Below are 18706 nucleotides of genomic sequence, written 5' to 3'. Positions count from 1 at the left end.
AAATGCAGGCCCCATCGTATCTGTTCAAGCCCTCGTTTTCTCAGCAGCGGCTGTGGCTGCTGGATCAACTCGAGCCGGCATCGGCGCAATACAACATCACCATTGCGCTTCATCTGACTGGGCCGCTGAATCATCAGGCGTTGCAAACGGCACTGGATACCGTGATTGCCCGCCATGAATCGCTTCGTACCTGCTTCACCTATCAAGATCAGGTGTTACAGCAGTGCTGCCTGAGCGAACTGACAGTCGCCATCGAACCAGTTGCCGTACTCAATGCCGAGCGTGCCACTGTCGATGCTTTCATGCTGCAGCAGTATCGCCAGCCCTTCGATCTGGCCAAGGCACCCCTGCTGCGAGCCAGCCTGTTGACCTTGTCCGATACGGAGCACGTGCTGGTCATCACCTTGCATCACATCATCTCTGATGGTGGGTCAACCGGTGTTCTGTCACGTGAGCTGGCGCAGGCCTATCGTGCAGCGCTGCAAGGCACCGAGCCGGATTGGATCGAGCTGCCGATCCAGTATGCCGACTACGCCGAATGGCAGCGTGGACAGGCGGAAGAAGGGGTGTTCGACCGCCAATTGCAGTATTGGCAGCAGCAACTGCAAGGCGCCACGCCCATGGCCCTGCCACACGACCGTCCTCGCCTCGCCCGTCAGTCGTTCCGGGGAGCGACCCTGTTCGTGGATCTGCCGCGTGACAGTACTGACCGCTTGGCCGAACAGGCCCGTGTCCAAGGGAACACGCTGTTCATGACGTTGCTGACGGCTTTCTATGCCTTGCTGTACCGTTATTCCGGCCAATCGGACCTGGTGGTGGGTACCCCCGTATCGGGCCGCAATCGGCTGGAGCTGGAAAACCTGGTTGGTTTCTTCGTCAACACGCTGGCATTGCGTACCGATATCGACCCTGGCCAGACTTTCCGGTCCCTGCTGGCCCAGGTGCGTCAAGTGACGCTGGCTGGTCAGTCGAATCAGGATGTGCCATTTGACCGGATTGTGGATGCGCTGCGGCTGGAACGGGATCTCAGCCATGCACCGGTGTTCCAGGTGATGTTCGCTTATCAGGAATCCGCCGCCGACCATTGGCAGCTCGATGGCCTGACGGTGACACCGTTGACCGTGCCATCCGATACCGCCAAATTCGACCTGACCCTGTCACTGGATAATGTCGATGGCCAAGTGCGCGCCGCGTTCGAATACAGCACCGATTTGTTCGATGCCAGCACCATAGAGCGCTTCAGCAATCATTTCAATCAGTTGCTGGTACAGATTGCCGAAGACGACAACCGGCCCATCGTCGATTATGCCTTGTTGGGCGAGGCAGAACGGGCACAGATTCTGTCTTGCTGGGATCAACCAGTGGCCCATTTCCCTGCTGATCTGTGCCTGCATGAGGTATTTGAACGCCAAGCCCGATTGACGCCGACTGCCGAGGCGCTCAGCGCAGGCCACCAGCGTATCAGCTACCAATCGTTGAATGCCCGTGCCAACCGACTGGCGCACTATATCCGTCATTCCATTGGCGAACAGGGTGGTGGCCAGCCGGAGGCCGCGCCGTTGATCGGCATTTGCCTACCTCGACATGAGGATCTGGTCGTGGCGATTCTGGCCGTGCTCAAGGCGGGCTACGGTTACCTGCCGATCGATCCCGCCCTGTCGCCGGAACGCATCGGTTTTTATGTCAGCGATGCCAAGGTATCGCTGGTGGTGACCCAGGCCGAGTATGGCACCTTGTTCGATAGCGATACCATCGACACGATCTGCGTGGACAGCGAATTACCGTTCATCCTGTCGATGCCGTCTGACAACCTGTCGCTGGCCGCCACGCCATCACAACTGGCATATGTCATCTATACGTCCGGCTCCACCGGTCAGCCCAAAGGGGTGATGGTCAGCCACCGCAATGTGTTGCGGCTGTTCAAGGGCACAGATGCGTGGTTTGGCTTCAATCAGAACGATGTGTGGAGCCTGTTCCATTCCACTGCTTTCGATTTTTCGGTATGGGAAATCTGGGGTGCCTTGCTGTACGGTGGTCGGTTGGTGGTGGTGCCTTACATGGTGTCGCGTTCACCGGAAGCCTTCCATCAATTGGTGGTCAGGGAACGGGTGACAGTCCTGAATCAGACGCCTTCCGCTTTCAAACAGTTCATCGCTGCCGATCAGGCCGCGGGTTTGCCAGCCAAGGCGCTCAGCCTGCGTTATGTGGTGTTCGGTGGCGAAGCACTGGAGCCCGCCAGCCTGCGCCCTTGGCTGGATAAGTACGGTGATGCGGCGCCACAGCTGATCAATATGTATGGCATTACCGAAACTACCGTGCATGTCACCTATCGGCCCATCACCCGGCAGGATGCCGAGCGGCCGGGCAGCAGCCCGATTGGCGTGGCGATCCCCGACCTGCGGCTGTTCATTCTGGATGCGCAACGCCGGCCGGTGCCGGTTGGAGTGATCGGTGAAATCTATGTGGCGGGCGATGGCGTAGCACAAGGTTATCTGAACCGGCCCGAGCTGACTGCCGAGCGTTTCATCGATTGGCCGGCCTCGTTGGCTGAGGCGGCAGGTCGCACCGATGGCCGCAAGCTTTACAAGACCGGCGATCTGGGCCGTTTTCTGGCCGATGGCAGCATCGAATACAAGGGCCGGGCGGACGATCAGGTGAAGATTCGTGGCTTCCGTATCGAGCTGGGTGAAATTGAAGCGGCGTTGCGCCAATCGTCCCAGGTCAAGGAAGCCATCGTGCAGACCTGGCGGGACGGTGTGGCAGGCGATGCCCGGCTGGTGGCCTATGTGGTGCCGGCAGTGGCGGACGTGAAGGTGGAACAGCTGCGCAGTCTGTTGAAGACCGTGCTGCCGGAATACATGGTGCCCGCGCATTTTCTGTTTCTGGAAGCGCTGCCGCTGACCAACAACGGCAAGATCGACCGCAAGGCCTTGCCGTCGCCTGCCAGCGAACGCCCGCAACTGGCCAGTGATTACGCACCAGCCAGCAACGTGCTGGAACAGCAGCTGGTGGACATCTGGCAGTCGGTGTTGGGGCTGGATCAGATCGGCATCCACGATAACTTCTTTGCACTGGGTGGCGATTCGCTGCGTGGCGTGCAGGCAATCGGCCAGGCACGTGGGCTGGGGTTGAACCTGTCGCTGGTCGATTTGTTCGCGCAGCAGACCATCGCCGAACTGGCCCGCATCGCGGCCAGCAAGCCAGGCAACGAACCAACGATCAATCGCCAGCGTCAGCCGTTCAGCCTGATCTCGGAAGCGGATCGCGCCAAGCTGCCGGCCACGGCCATCGATGCGTACCCACTCAGCCGCATGCAGGGCGGTATGTTCTACCACATGCAGCTGACGCCGGAATCGAACGTGTATCACTGCACCGGCACCTCGCATATCCGGCTGGCCAGCCCGTTCAATGAGGCGGCTTTCCGCACGGCCGTGCAGCAAACAGTTGCGCGCCATGACATCCTGCGCATTGGGTTTGATCTGGTGGGGTGCAGCGAGCCGTTGCAGATCGTGCATCGTGAGGCGGTGTTGCCCGTCGTGGTGGAAGACTTGCGCGGTCTGAGCGACGAAGCGCAGGAAACCCGCATCAAGGCCTTGCTGGAAATCGAGAAGCGGACTCCCTTCGATTTCAGTAAACCGACGCTGTTGCGCTTCTTCATCCAGCTGCGCAGTGATCGGTCATTGCAGTTCACCATGACCGAATGCCACCCGATCTATGATGGTTGGAGTTACCACACCATGATCGTGGAAGTGTTCAACCGGTATGCCGGCTTGACCGGCGACAGTACCTTCACCGAGCCACCTGCGTTGAATGTCAGCTATCGCGATTTCGTGGAGATGGAGCTGGCCGCCGTGAATGACCCGGCACATCAGCAGTTCTGGGGCGATTGGCTGGAAGACTGCACGATTCTCAAACTGCCGCGCCTGATGCCGACCCCACCAGGTAGCCACACCCCCAGCCTGAAAGCAGTACGGTTGACGCTGCCGGAGTCAGTCTATGCCGGCCTGCAACGTCTGATGCACGCCGCGTCGGTACCCATGAAGAGCGTGCTGCTGGCCGGGCATGTGAAGGTGATGAGTCTGGTGACCGGCGAAACCGACATCCTGACCGGCATCCCGACCAACGGTCGGCCTGAGGAAATTGGTGGTGATCAGCTGTATGGCCTGTTCCTGAACACTTTACCGTTCCGTTTCAAGCTGGAACATGCCAGCTGGCTGGAGACCGTCAAAGGGGTATTTGCCCGGGAATGCGCTGCAATGCCGTATCGACGTTTCCCGCTGGCGGAGATTCAGCGTCAGTTTGGCAAACAGCCACTGCTGGAGGACGTGCTGTTCAATTACATGGATTTCCATGTCTATGACCAACTGGACAGCAAACTGGGCTTCGAAGTGGTGGACACGCTGGACAGCGGCGATGTCAACGAAGGTACCAACTTCGCGCTGAATGTGCATTTCCAGCATTTGACCTTGTCTTCCAAGCTGGCTCGCAATCAGGTGTCGGTACAGATCGACTTCGACGAATACCAGCTGACCCGTACCCAGATCGACGCCCTGGCTGATTACTATCAGCAAGTCTTCGCTGCGATGGCCGCCGACCCGGCACAGCCGCATCACGCGCAGGATTTCCTGGCACCAGCCATGCGTCAGCAGCTGCTGACGCAATTCAACCATGGCGGCAACGGTTACGATGGCCATGGCACGTTGGCCAGTCTGTTTACCGAACAGGTGGCCCAGGTAGGCGAGCAGATTGCGTTGATCGAGGCTGACCAGCAGCTCAACTATCGTCAGCTGAATGCCCGGGCCAACCAGTTGGCGCATTATCTGATGGGGCAGGGGGTGAAGGCAGGTGATCCGATCGGTATCCATCTCAGCCGCTCGATGGATCTGATCGTGGCCATTCTGGCCGTGATCAAGGTCGAGGCGGTGTATGTACCGATCGACCTGGACGACCCACGTGAACGGATCGATACCATTCTCGCCGATACTGGCAGTCGCATCGTATTGACTCAAGAGCGGGCCCTGATGCGCCTGAGCGGTGTGGCTGCGCAGTTGATCGTGCTGGATCGCATGACGACCACGGTGGCGCAGTATCCAGTCACTGATCTGCCGGTGACGACCAGTAGCGAGGCCATCGCCTACATTATGTATACCTCCGGTTCTACCGGCTTGCCCAAAGGCGCCATGATTCGGCAAAAGGGGATTGCCCGCTTGGTGAAACAGGTGAGCCATATCGATTTCGAACGTTATGGGCGGATATTGCAGCTTTCCACCATCAGCTTCGATGCCGCCACGCTGGAAATCTGGGGGGCGCTGCTGAACGGTGGCACATTGGTACTGTATCCGAACACCTTGCCCAGTATCCCGGTGCTGGAAACAGTGATCGAAAAACACCAGATCCAGACACTGTTCCTGACCACCTCACTGTTCAATACCGTGGTTGATGAAAAACCGGCCTTGCTGGCGCCATTGAAGCAAGTGATCACCGGTGGCGAAGCCATGTCGTCAGCCCATGCCCGCAAGCTGCTGTCGGTGTTGCCACAATTGCGGTTGACCAATGGCTACGGGCCAACCGAGAACACCACCTTCACGACGACTTTCGATGTGCAGGCAGACCAAGTGGCGGATTTCGACAGCATTCCGCTAGGCCGTCCGATTGAAAATACCCAGACCTATGTGCTGGATCGGTTCATGAACCCAGTACCGATCGGGACACCTGGTGAGCTGTATGTCGGCGGGGATGGATTGGCGACCGGTTATCTGAATCGCGACGAACTCAATGCTGAACGTTTTGTGCCCAATCCGTTCCACCCGCAATTGAGCGCCAAGCTGTACCGCACCGGCGACTTGGTGCGCTACCTGCCCGATGGCTTGTTGCAATACCTGGGCCGGATTGATGCGCAAGTGAAGATTCGTGGCTTCCGTATTGAAATCGGCGAAATCGAGAACGCATTGTGCCGTCACGAGCAGGTTCTGCAGGCTGTCGTGAGGGTGGTGGACGAACCCGGTGGCAAACGCATTGCCGCCTATGTGGTGGCGCAGGGCACCATTTATGGCGACGCGGTGGTGTTGAAGACCTTCCTGGCACAGCATCTGCCGAAATACATGCTGCCCAGCTACGTCGTGTTCTTGCCGGCCCTGCCGCTGACCCGCAATGGCAAGGTCGATCTGAAGGCGCTGCCAGACCCGAAACCCGCCACCGGTACCACGCAGCGTCTGCGCAGCCCAGGCAACCAGCGTGAGCAGGATATTCAGGCGGTGTGGTCACAGGTACTGGCGGTGGCCAACCCGGGTATCGATGACAACTTCTTCGATCTCGGCGGCCATTCGCTGCTGTTGGCCAGGGTGCACCAGCAACTACGTGCCAAGGGCTATGACATGTTGTCGATAGTCGACTTGCTCAACTATCCGACCATCCATGCCTTGGCGAGCCACCTTGAGCGTGGTCCGGCCGACACCGGGGTGCAACTGGCTGAAGTGGGCCAGAAGGTGGCCGATGGCCGCCGCCGGCTGGCAGAACTGCAACGTCAAAAGCAAAACGTGTAACCGCAACAGAGTTGAGGTAGGAATAAATATGCAGGATATGAATGGATTTGAAATTGCCGTCATCGGTATGGCAGGGCGCTTCCCCGGGGCAAACAACATTGACGAATATTGGCGCAATATTGAAGCGGGCCTGGAATCGGTCCGCCCCTTGCGCAGTGACGAACTGGAAAAAGCAGGTATCGGTGCCGCGCGGCTGTCCGACCCGGATTACGTGAATTCGGGAGCGTTCATCGAAGATATCGAATATTTCGATGCCGGGTTGTTTGGCTACTCCGCCAAAGAAGCGCAATTGATGGACCCGCAACACCGACTGTTGCTGGAAACCGTGTGGGAAGCTCTGGAGCACGCCGGTTGCGCGCCGGACCAGTTCAAGGGGCAGATCGGCCTGTTCGCCGGTTCATCGGGTAGCAGTTACCTGGTCGAGAACATCGTCAACAACCCGGCGTTGTTGCAGCATGTCTCGCTACAGGATCTGATGTATGAAAACAATCACGATCTGCTGGCCTCCCGTGTTTCATACAAGCTGAATCTGACTGGCCCCAGCGTGGTGATGGGTACCGCATGCTCAACTTCGCTGGTGTTGGTGCACTACGCCTGCCAGGCGTTGCTGGCAGGCGACTGCGATGTGGCGTTGGCGGGTGGCGCGCGTATCAGTGTGCCGCACAAGAGCGGTTATGCCTATGCCGAGGGTGGCATCTTGTCGCGCGATGGTCATTGCCGCACCTTCGATGCCAACGCCAGCGGTACCATTTCCAGCAATGGTGTGGGCGTGGTAGTGCTCAAACGACTGAGCGACGCATTGAGCGATGGTGACAGCATCCACGCCATCATCAAAGGTACTGCCATCAACAACGACGGCACCCAGAAGGTGGGTTTTACTGCGCCATCGATCGAGGGCCAGGCAGAAGTGATCAAAAAGGCACTGGTGGCAGCCGATGTGCCGGCCGACAGCATTGGTTATGTGGAAGCGCACGGGACAGCCACACATCTGGGGGACCCGATCGAAGTTGCAGCACTGACCAAAGCCTATCGCCAGTTCACCGATCGGCAGGGTTATTGCGCCATCGGCTCGGTCAAGGCCAATGTCGGTCATACCGATACGGCGGCAGGTGTGGCTGGGGTGATCAAGGTCGTGCAGATGCTGGAACATGCAGTGATCCCGCCGAGCGTGAATTATGAGTCGCCGAACCCGGAAATCGACTTTGCCACCTCGCCATTCTATGTGTCCACCCGTCGGCAGCATTGGGACAATACTGTGCGCCGCGCCGCTGTCAGTGCCTTCGGTATCGGTGGTACCAATGCCCATGCCATTCTGGAAGGGGTGGATGCCAAACCAACCAGTGGTCCATCGCGGCCATCGCAGCTGCTGTGTTTTTCTGGCAAGAACAAGGCAGCGCTGCAGGCCAATGTCGATCGTTTCCGTCACTGGCTGTCCGGACAGGACGATGCCGCGTTGCCGGATGCAGCCTACACGTTGAAGACGGGCCGTATCGGATTGGAATATCGTGCCAGTGTGGTTTGCCAGAATCGTGCCGATGCCCTGGAGAAGCTTGCGGCCGCACCGGCAGTACAACACGGCAAGCAGGCCAATCGCCCGGTTGTGTTCATGTTTAGCGGCCAGGGTGCCCAGTATGTCGGCATGATGCGTGGCTTGTACGACACCGAGCCACGGTTCCGCCAGATCGTCGACGAGTGCGCCGATCAGTTGCAACCGTTATTGGGGCGGGATTTGCGGGCCATCCTGTTCGACGATGCGACGGACCTGCCGCGTGACAGCCTGCCGCTGTATCGTACTCGCTTTACCCAACCGGCCTTGTTTGTCACGGAATATGCGTTAGCCCAATTGCTGATCAGTTGGGGTATTCGACCCAAAGCCTGCATTGGCCACAGTATTGGCGAATACGTTGCAGCCTGCCTGGCGGGGGTGTTCTCATTGCCGGATGCACTGGCGCTGGTGGCGGCTCGTGCCGCCGCGATGGACGATATGCCTGCTGGCAGCATGATTGCAGTCGACCTGTCGGAAACAGAAATCCAGCCCTTCCTGGTGCCAGGGGTATCGGTGGCTGCGGTCAATGCGCCAGAGCTGGTGGTTCTGTCTGGCGAGCATGCATTGATCGATTCGATCGAGGACGCGCTCAAGCAATCCGACGTGCATGTACGCCGGCTGCATACTTCGCACGCTTTCCATTCAGCCATGATGGACAGCTGCCTGGCCACTTTTGAGCGGGCATTTGACGGTATTACGCTGAACCCGCCGACCCTGCCGTTCATTTCCAACGTCAGTGGCGACTGGATCAGTGACGAAGCCGCTACGTCGGTCAGCTACTGGTTGACCCAGCTGCGATCGGCCGTACGCTTTGCCGATGGAATTGCCCGTGTGCTGGAGGATACCGCCAGCGTACTGTTGGAAATCGGCCCGGGCCGAACACTGGCAGGATTGGCGGAACAGCAACTGCAGTCAGCACAACGTAGTCAGGTGGTGTCCTGCGTGCGCGATGTGAAACGTCAAACGGCCGATGATGCATTTCTGCTTGGTGCACTTGGCCAGTTATGGACGCTGGGCGTGCCGGTGGATTGGCGTGGATTCTATTGCGACGAACAACGTCGTAAATTATCCATGCCGACCTATGCCTTTCAACGCCAGCGCTATTGGATCGACCCGGTTGGTACGACCCGATCCAGCGCAACGACAACACGTAGCGAACGCTTGCCGTTGGCCGACTGGTTCCATCAGCCGGTTTGGCAACAAATGGCCAAACCGGCGGTTAAAACCAATCTGCAAGGTAGTCGCTGGTTGTTGTTCGACGACGAACAGGGTGTGGTCAGCAGTCTGGCCCCAATGCTACGGGCTGCCGGTGGGCAGTTGTGGCTGGTCAGCCCCGGCAAGGGGTTCGCAGTGCAGGATGCCGGCCGGGTGCAAATGCAACCGGGCAACGGCGATGATATGGCCAGGCTGGTGGAATGGCTGATCAAGCAAGGCGGCATGCCGGATCACATTGTGTTTGGTTGGGGCATCACGGCCGCCAAGACGACCGGCCGGGTGGGTTATGAGCAGTTTGAAACCCTGCTGCAGTTGGCGCGTCTGGGCTCGCAGGCGGCTGGGGATCAGGCGTTGTCACTCAGCGTGTTGAGCACGCAACTGTTTGACGTGACTGGCAGCGATGCGCTGGACCCGGCCAAAGCGCTGTTGTTGGGTCCATGCCGGGTCATTCCAAAGGAATACGAACAGATTCGCTGCAAGAGTATTGACCTGGTTCTGCCTGCAAAACGCTTGTTCGGCGCTGCCGCTGCCTTTGATGCCAGATCGTTGCTGGCCGAGCTGATGATCGACGGGGATGCTTGCGTGGCGCTGCGTGGTCGCCAGCGCTTTGTTCAGGCCATGGCGGCCGTGTCACTGCCGAATGCGCCGGTACAACCGGTATTCCGCCGGCAGGGCGTGTATCTGATCACTGGTGGTTTCGGTGGGATTGGTGCCACCTTCGCCAAGCATCTTGCCAGCCGTTATCAAGCCAAGCTGATTCTGACGTCGCGCAATGAATTGCCACCCGAGGCCCAGTGGGCTGATTGGCTGGCCAGTCATGCCGATTCCAACGAAAAATCCCAGCGTATTCGCCTGCTGCAAACCCTGGCTGCGGAAGGGGCACAGGTCCATGTGATTGCAGCGGATATTGCCGATCAGGCTGCCATGAAACTGGCCCTCGCCGATGCGCAACGACGTCTGGGTCGTATCAATGGCGTGATCCATTCGGCCGGGATTGCCGATGGAGCGTTGATTCAGCGGCGGACTGCAACAGAGTCGGAAGCGGTATTCGCAGCCAAGGTGGAAGGGACGCTGGCGCTTGATGCGCTGTTGCCTGAAAACAGTATGGATTGTTTCATTCTGTGCTCATCATTGGCCTCGCACATTGCGCCGGTTGGACAGGTGGCCTATTGCGCTGCCAATGCATTCCAGGATGCATTTGCCCAGGCCGCGGCCAGCCGGGCCAGCAACACCCGTTATCTGACGGTCGGCTGGGATTCATGGAAGGAAGTTGGCATGGCGGTCAACAGCCTGGGTGCCGCCAAGCTGGATTACATCCGTCATGGCATCACCCCGGAAGAAGGCGTGGTGGCGCTGGAGCGCATGCTGGACAGCGGACTGCATCACTGCTACACCTCCACACGCGGTCTGCCGTTGCCCGTTGAGCAGGATACAACGACACCCTCGACCGAAAACGCAACAGGGTCAACCGAACCTGCTGCCGAAAATGCGCTGGGTGATTTCTTTCCGAGGCCAGATCTGGCCGTGGCGTTCGTGGCACCGCGCAATGGGGTGGAAGCCTGCATTCGCGACATCTGGCAGGAAAAGATGGGCGTGGCGCCATTGGGTGTGCACGATGACTTCTTTGAGCTGAACGGGCATTCACTGATGGCCGTACAGATCATCACCGAGATCAAGCGCAAGCTGAAAGTCACGTTGCCGACTGGCTTGATCTATGACCAGTCGACCATCGCACAACTGGCAGAAAGCGTGATTGCCCGTGCTACGAAGGATCGTCAGTCGCTACCGGCGATGGAGGAAGCATGATGAACCCGATTCAACCTGTCACCTCCAACGGTCCGCTGGCTGAGCTGGATATGGATGCCCTGTTGTTCAAGCGGCCGGATAGCCAGACTGCGCCCAAACCAGTCGTCAGCAACCCGCCACCTGTCGAGGCGGAATTCAGCATCCGCCCACAGCCGGTGCCGGCAGGGACGGCAATCCCACTGGGCTATGCGCAGTTGTGCTTCTGGTTTGTCTACATGGCGCTGGGCGAAACGGCCAACAATCTGTTGCGGTTGATGATTGAAGGCGAGCTGGATGTGGCGTTGCTGGAAAAAGCCCTCAACCAGCAACTGCAGCGGCACGATGCGCTGCGTGCCAGCATCCCGGACTGGAACCCGGTGCAAACCATTCAACCCTGGCGGTCGTTCGATCTGCCATTCCAGGATCTGGGTGCATTGAACGATGTGGACCGGTCTGCCGTGATTGCCAGGACGTCGCAACAAATGCTGGATGCACCCTTCAAGCTGGATGCCCCACCTTTGTTGCGTGGCAAGCTGTTCAGGCTGAGCGACAACAGTCATGTACTGTTGCTGTGCTTTCCGCACATTGTGGCGGATGGTGGGGCGGTGCACTTGTTCCAGCAGCAGTTGATGGATTGTTACGACCGTCTGACCCGTGGCGAGAATCGTCTGCCAGGCCGGGCGGACACCATGCAAATCGGCGATTTCGTGACATTCGAACGGGAACGCAATCGGCAGCGCGGCGAGGCCGGTATGCAGTTCTGGCGCGAATGCCTACGTGATCATCCGTACGCACGGTTCCCGAAACCGATGCTGGAGGAAGCCGGCCCGATCAAGCACCACAACCGCTATATGGCCTTCCCGGACGAAACGTTTGCGCAATTGCATGAGCTGGCAAAAAAACACAAGGCGACCCAGCAGATGTGCCTGATCGCTGCACTGGGTTGCGTCATTCATCAACTGACTGGGCAGTCGCGTTTCACACTCAACTCCGTGCTGGAAAGCCGCGAACAGAATGGTACCGAAAACCTGATGGCGCCGCTGCTACGGGTGATGCCGGTACCCCTTTCGTTTCAATCAGGGCTGACTTTTGAGCAGTTGCTGATCGATGTGCGTCGCCATGTACTGGAAGCCTACGAACACAAGGATTGCCCGTGGAGCATCCCGATGGGCATTCTGGCTGAACAGCGCTGGCAACATAGTCCGCGTACCTATGTCGGGGCGATTCGGGCGGGCGGGTGGTTGTTTGCCAAATTATTCCGGCGGGCACAGCTGTATCCGCGTTATCTGGCAGATTACCTGTTCATGGATTCCTTTCCGCCCGAGGCTGGCTGGCGACATCGCTTTCAAAAGCGACCACCACGTAATGAGTTGGGCGGAGTGCCGGACCCAGTGATCAACATCAATATTCTGCAAGGAGTATACAAACGTGAGAAAGCGCCCAGCCAAGGCAAAGTCCGTGCTTGGCAGGTGAACGACCCGCGTCAGTTTGCCCTGACCGAAGCATGCCAAAGCAGCTGGGAAGATGATTCCATCAACCTATACATCGTCGACACTGGGCAAGAGAAACCCTGCATCCGTATCACCTGCACCAACCTGAACGAGCACGGGCTGGATCGCCTGCTGCATATGACCGAAGCCGTGCTGCGTCACGTCACGCAAGCGCCTCAGGCCGCCATCAACCAACTGGATCGTCAGTCAAATGGATAATGCAACACTCGACAAGGTCATCGAATTCAAAGGTGTGACCAAACGTTTCAAAGATCTGACTGCAGTCAACGACGTCTCCCTCGATATCCGTCGCGGCGAGTTCGTTGCGCTACTCGGCCCCAACGGCGCTGGCAAGACTACGTTGGTGGAAATGATCGAGGGCCTGAAACAGCCGGAAGCAGGCAGTATCCGTATTCTGGGCAAGACCTGGGCCAAGGATGAAGCCTACCTGCGCATGCGCCTGTCTGGTGTACTGCAGGAGACACTGTTCATCGGTAAGCTGCGAGTGGACGAAACCGTCAACCTGTTCGGCAGTTTTTACAAACGTCCCCGCAGCCGTACCGACGAAGTGCTGGAACTGGTCGAATTGACCAGCAAGCGCAAGGCGTTGGTGGAAGGCTTGTCCGGCGGCCAGCGGCAACGGCTGGCCCTGGCGATCGCCATTCTCAACGAACCGGAAATCATGATTCTCGATGAACCCACCACCGGGCTGGACCCGCAAGTGCGGCGCGGCACCTGGGAGATATTGCGTCGGCTGAATCGCGAAACCCGGTCCACCATGATTCTGACTACGCATTACATGGAAGAGGCGGAGTTTCTTTGTGACCGCATCTGCATCATGCACCAGGGCCGCATTCTGACCCAGGGCACGTTGCGTGAGCTGTTGCAGACGCACGAACCGGGTGAAGTGGTGGAATACCGGGTACACAACGAACAGGCTTGCGCCGAGCTGCGGCAAAACGACAACGTGATCAGCTACAGCTATGACCAAGTATCGGCCAAGGCCCGCATTCTGGTTCATAACGGTTCGGATTTTCTGTTCCGCCTGTCCGAGTTCGTACGTGAGCGCAAGATCGACATCGATGAAATCATCGTCCGCAAGAAGACGCTGGACGATCTCTTCCTATCCCTGGCTGGCCGAGGTTTCCATGAATAATGCATTGCTCAATCTGATGATGACCCAGTTCCGGCAATATATGCGCGAGCCGCAGATCTTGTTCTGGTCGTTTGGTTTTCCGTTGTTGCTGGTGTGGCTGCTGGGTGTATCGTTTGCCGACAAAGAAGTCGGGGAACGCACCGTTGGTGTGGTATTGCCAGCCAATGCCCAGGCACAGGCAGATATCAGGGCATGGGCGGACAAAGTGTCGTCAAAAGAGCACACGCTGTCCACCATTGTCAACGCGGGCGAGCTCAAGCGTGATCACCTGGTCAAGGTCAAATACCAATTCAAGTATTACCAGAACCGTGACGAGGTGGTGCGAGGACTGAAGCGGGGTGACGTACAGATGTTCGTGGAGCCGGATGCAACCTCCGGTAAGCGTATCTATTATCTGGACCCGCAAAACAACGAGGCGATGCTGACCTACTTTTTCCTGGGCGACGACCCATCCGGTCTGGCCAAAGTGGTGGACAAAGATATGTCAGTGCTGGAAAGCCCTGGGCTGCGCTATGTCGACTTTCTGGTTCCCGGGTTGATTGCCATGGCCATCATGGAAACCTGCCTGATCGCGGTGGGTTGGACATTGATTGAAAAACGCGCCACCAAAGTGACCCGGCAGATGCGCATCACCCCGATGAGCCGCCATGATTTTCTGGCTGCGCATGTGCTGGCCTGCTTTGTGTTCAGTTTTGCGGAAATCCTGGCGATCTACTTTTTTGCCCAAAGCTATTTTGATGTCCACGCCCAAGGTGGTTTGGCGCCATTCGTGCTGCTGATCATTGCCGGCAATCTGTGCTTTGCTGGCATCGCGATCCTGGCTGCTGCGCGGGCGATCAAGGCGCAGACGGCCAGTGGTCTGTTGGAGATCACCATCCTGATCCTGGTGATCTTTTCAGGCATTTTCTTCAGTTACAAACAGTTTCCGGAGTGGATGGTGTCGATCATCCAGGTGTTGCCGCTGACCATTCTGGTTGACGCGATGCGAATGGTGTTTGTCGAGGGGGCTGGGGTGATGGATATCGCCCGCCAGGCCATCATCCTGACACTGATCGGCTTTGGTACTTTCGTGACCGGCGCCAAGATATTCCGCTGGTATTGAGTTTGGCCTTGGTGCTTGCCCGGCCGCATCCTGCCGGGCATCAGCCCGCTTGACTTTGATTCAGAACCTGTTGGGAGCGATTCATGATCACCCGCTTTACTGTCATCCGTAATGCCGAGTACGACTACGCGATCCATGATCTCAGCCATGATGTCCCCGCTGGCTGGACTGACCTGTTGGTGATTGGCAGTTGGAATGATTGCCAGGCCTATATCCGCAAGGCCCACCAATGCCAGCTGATGGTTGATCGCCAACCGATCGAGCTGGCTGCGATCGACTGACGGCTGCCGCCCGTTCCCGCTCAAAGAAGCGGTTTGGGTTCCTGTTCGGCTACCTACCGTAGCCGGACAGGCTACCTGCTGTCATACCAATCAACATCAATCTTGCCGTCGCTGTTGCCTGCCATTCAGATCGGAACGCAGTGGCAGTGTGCGGCCTCAAGGAGTCACTGTGATCAGACATGCCCTGCGCACGCTGTTGGGTGCGGCCGCCTTGTTGTCGCTGAATGCTTGCGAAATCGATCTGGAAGATCTGGCTACCAAGCCACGTGGCAGTCAGGTCATGTGGGATACGCATGGTGTCCCGCATATCTATGCCTGGCGGGCCGACAGCCTGTCTTACGCATTTGGTCGCGCCCAACTGCAAATGCACCCGGAGCTGCTATTGCGCCTGTACGCTCAGGCCCGTGGTCGTAGCGCCGAATATTACGGGCCGGTATTCGAGTCTGGGGAGCCATTCCCGACGGATTTGGTGGAAGTCGATACCCTGATCCGTACCATGGGCTTCCCGACCCGTGCCCGACAATGGCTACAGCAACAAAGCCCACGCATGCGCGCTTACATCGACGGTTTCGTGGCCGGCATCAACGATCAGGCCGCCAAGATGGAACTCAGCCCCGCTGCACGTGCAGTATTGCCGATACGCAGTGAAGATGTGATGGCACACACCTTGCGGCTGTTTTTCAGTTATCTGACCAGCTCGGTCACGACAGGTGCAGCAAACTGCTCGATGGCCTATCCCGATCCGGAAGTGACGCCGATCAATGTGATCGGTGGCTCCAATGGCTGGGCGCTGGGATCACCACGCACTGCATCCGGCAATGCGATGTTGCTGGCTAACCCGCACTTGGTCTGGGGTGGAACCCACACCTGGTTCGAGGCCCATTTCAACAGCCCGGAATACGACATTTACGGCGCCACACTGGTCGGTCTACCCGTCATGCGGATTGGTTTCAATCAGCGCCTGGGTTGGGTGCATACCGTGAACAGTCAGGATGGTTGCGATCTGTACGAATTGAAACGACAAGGCGAACAGTATCTGTTGGACGGGCAGCCACGCGATTTCGAGACACGTCAGGAAACGTTGCTGATCAAGCAGGCTGATGGCACCCTCAAGTCACAACCTCTGACAATTCAGCGCTCGGTACATGGCCCGGTATTCGAGAAAGATGGCAAAAGCTATGCCATGCGCGTGGTCGGCATAGATCAATTGCAGACACCCGGAGTACTGGAGCAATGGTGGGACATGGCGCAGGCCAAGGATTTCAGCCAGTTCCAGAAAACTGTGGCACAGTTGCGCAACCCCTATCACAACATCATCTACGCTGATGCAGCGAAGAATATCTGGGGGGTGTTTGGTGGCCTGACGCCACGGCGCTCACAAGGGGATGCCGAATTCTGGGCCAATCCGGTAGATGGCAGTCGCAGTGATCTGATCTGGCGTGATGCGTTGCGACTGGATGAGCTGCCACAGGTGACCAACCCCGCAACCGGTTGGGTACAAAACTCCAACAGTGTCCCGTGGACAATGGGCAAACCTGCGCTGGACCCAACCCGTTATGCGAGTTACCTCTCCCCGTACATCAGTCCATTGCTGCGCGAACAGCGTGGTATCCAGCTGATCGAAAACAGCCCGCCGTTCACGCTGGATAGTTTGGTGACCGCCAAACATGATACCCGCTCGCTGTTGGCGGATCGCGTGCTGGATGACTTGATCGCCTTTGCCAAGGCCTCTGGCAATGCTGAGCTGATGGCCGCAGCCCAGGTCCTTGGGCAGTGGGATCGTCGGAGCGATACCACCAGTCGGGGTGCCGTGTTGTTTGCCGGGTGGGTTGCCTTCTCTGGTGGTGAAGAGGCCTTGCCTTATCGCCAGGCACCGGACCCAGCCCAGCCCTATACCACGCCAGCGGGTCTGGCGGATCCGGTGACCACCTTGACCAATCTGGGCAAGACCATTGCCGTGTTCAAACAGACTGGCCTGCCGCTGGATGTCGCCTTTGGCGATGTCTATCGTTTCCGTCGGGGCCAGCCCGGTGGCCCACGTTATGTCGATGAAGCGGCCAATGGCGCAAGCGAAAGCCTTGGGGGTTTCCGAACCTTTGGCTATGTCAATGACAAGGATGGCCGGCAGCGTGCCGTTTTTGGCGACACGTTCACTGCGTTGGTTGAATTTGGCCGCCCCATCCGCGCCAAGGTAGTGCATACCTACGGCAACAGCAGTAACCCGTCATCTCCACATTATGGCGATCAGTTGGCCATGTCATCACGCAATGTGATGCGTGATGCGTTGCTGACAAGACGGGAAGTGGAGCGGGGCGCCATAAGACGGGAGGTGTTCCTGCGCTGATTGGCAGGGTCGAATCCTGAGCGACATTTTTCAGATCAGGATGTTGAATGTGTGTGGGCGTGGCCCATTTTGCCAGCCGCTGGTGAACAGTCTTGCTTGGCCATTGGGTCACGCAGCTCGTCAATGCCGGGTTGCCATGTTGATGGCCAATCGGCAGACCGGGTGATATGGCCCCTGCCAGAGTTGGTTGGTCATGTCATGCTCAACGGTGCTGTTTGTATTAACCCTACTGGAGTGTTTGAAGATGATGTTGTTTCTAAGCAGGCCCGACCGATCGATCACGTTATCCCATTTATTGCGGGCTGTGGGTACTGGCTCGGTATTGTTGTTGACATCAGCGGTTTTTGCTGCTGATGGATGGGAGGTGACAACCGGTCTGGGGGTTGGCGTTGGACCGCGTTACAGCGGCGGCCGTGAAACAGTGACCGGCCCAGTGGCCAGCCTGGATATCAAGGCGCCAATGGGGTTTTTCCTGGGAACACAAACCGGTATCGGCTGGGGGGCTGACCTGGGCAAACGTGGCTCGTTCAGCGTATTTGCCGGACTCAGTCCAGAACGCAAGGACCATCGTGCGCGTTTCGAAGGGTCGGATTATCTGCGAGGCATGGGCAAGATCAAACGGCGGGGTCTGTTGGGCTTCAACGCCAAGGTGGAAATGGGTATCTTCGAACTGGAGTCCACCCTGTCCTTTACCGACAAGGGCGATGATGAGGACTATATCGACGCACAGGGTAATCGTGCTACTGCCCGGCAAGAGGGCTACACCACACTGCGACTGGGCTTGGGCACCCAGTTCTATGAAGGGGTCGCCGGTACACTGGTTGGCTCAGTACTGGCTGATTGGGGCGACCGTCATTACATGATGACCTGGTATGGCGTCAACCCGTTACAGGCCTCACGTAGCCGATTCGCCAGCTATAGCCCCGGCCCCGGATTGGTTGATGTCGGCGCCAATCTGAGCTGGACGTTACCGATCAACAAGCAGACTTCGTTGATCGTCAATGGCGAGGCACTTCGGTTGGTGGGTGATGCAGCAGACAGCCCGATTGTGCTGAGAAAAACTCAACTGTCCGGCAGCACAATTGTCAGTTATACCTTTTGATTGGATTGCGCGATTCAATCGCTGATCCCTAGGTGTTGGGTGCAGGGTAGGTCATATCGGTTCCGACATACCCTGTCCATGCTTGTTCATTGGTCGGGCAGTGGCATATGTTAATCTGTGGCCCATTGATGTGGTTTTGTCGC

Annotated in this window: 8 protein-coding genes; all 8 read left to right on the top strand. The window is 57.9% G+C overall.

Going from position 1 to position 18706, the window contains the following annotated elements; all coding sequences use genetic code 11:
* The first annotated feature begins 2 nt into the window (after positions 1–2).
* The 8 genes from FFS57_RS05655 (at position 3) to FFS57_RS05620 (ending at position 18563) form a co-directional block, all read left to right on the top strand.
* A complete protein-coding gene (locus FFS57_RS05655; protein WP_137936792.1) occupies positions 3–6542 on the top strand; it encodes a non-ribosomal peptide synthetase in 6540 nt (2179 codons plus the stop codon).
* Between the two features lie 28 nt (positions 6543–6570).
* A complete protein-coding gene (locus tag FFS57_RS05650; protein ID WP_137936791.1) occupies positions 6571–11109 on the top strand; it encodes a type I polyketide synthase in 4539 nt (1512 codons plus the stop codon).
* Positions 11106–12797 (top strand): condensation domain-containing protein, encoded by a 1692-nt coding sequence (locus FFS57_RS05645; RefSeq protein ID WP_137936790.1) that lies wholly within the window; start codon positions 11106–11108, stop codon positions 12795–12797. The genes FFS57_RS05650 and FFS57_RS05645 overlap by 4 nt, the downstream gene beginning before the upstream one ends.
* Entirely contained in the window at positions 12790–13734 is a 945-nt protein-coding gene (locus tag FFS57_RS05640; RefSeq protein WP_137936789.1) for an ABC transporter ATP-binding protein, read from the top strand. Before FFS57_RS05645 ends, FFS57_RS05640 begins: the two co-directional genes overlap by 8 nt.
* Entirely contained in the window at positions 13727–14836 is a 1110-nt protein-coding gene (locus FFS57_RS05635) for an ABC transporter permease (RefSeq protein ID WP_137936788.1), read from the top strand. The genes FFS57_RS05640 and FFS57_RS05635 overlap by 8 nt, the downstream gene beginning before the upstream one ends.
* 83 nt (positions 14837–14919) lie before the next feature.
* Complete coding sequence (locus tag FFS57_RS05630) at positions 14920–15117, top strand: MbtH family NRPS accessory protein (RefSeq protein WP_137936787.1); 198 nt, start codon at positions 14920–14922, stop codon at positions 15115–15117.
* Positions 15118–15286: 169 nt separating this feature from the next.
* Positions 15287–17461: a penicillin acylase family protein gene (locus tag FFS57_RS05625; protein ID WP_137936786.1), complete on the top strand. Its 2175-nt coding sequence runs from the start codon at positions 15287–15289 to the stop codon at positions 17459–17461.
* Between the two features lie 244 nt (positions 17462–17705).
* Positions 17706–18563 carry a MipA/OmpV family protein gene (locus FFS57_RS05620; RefSeq protein ID WP_171013654.1) on the top strand — a complete coding sequence of 286 codons (858 nt, stop codon included), beginning with the start codon at positions 17706–17708 and terminating at the stop codon, positions 18561–18563.
* Positions 18564–18706: the final 143 nt, after the last annotated feature.

It is taken from the genome of Chitinivorax sp. B, assembly GCF_005503445.1.
In the GTDB taxonomy this organism is placed as follows: domain Bacteria; phylum Pseudomonadota; class Gammaproteobacteria; order Burkholderiales; family SCOH01; genus Chitinivorax.
Note: the sequence above shows the minus strand (reverse complement) of the source record. Positions and strands in the feature narration are given on the sequence as shown.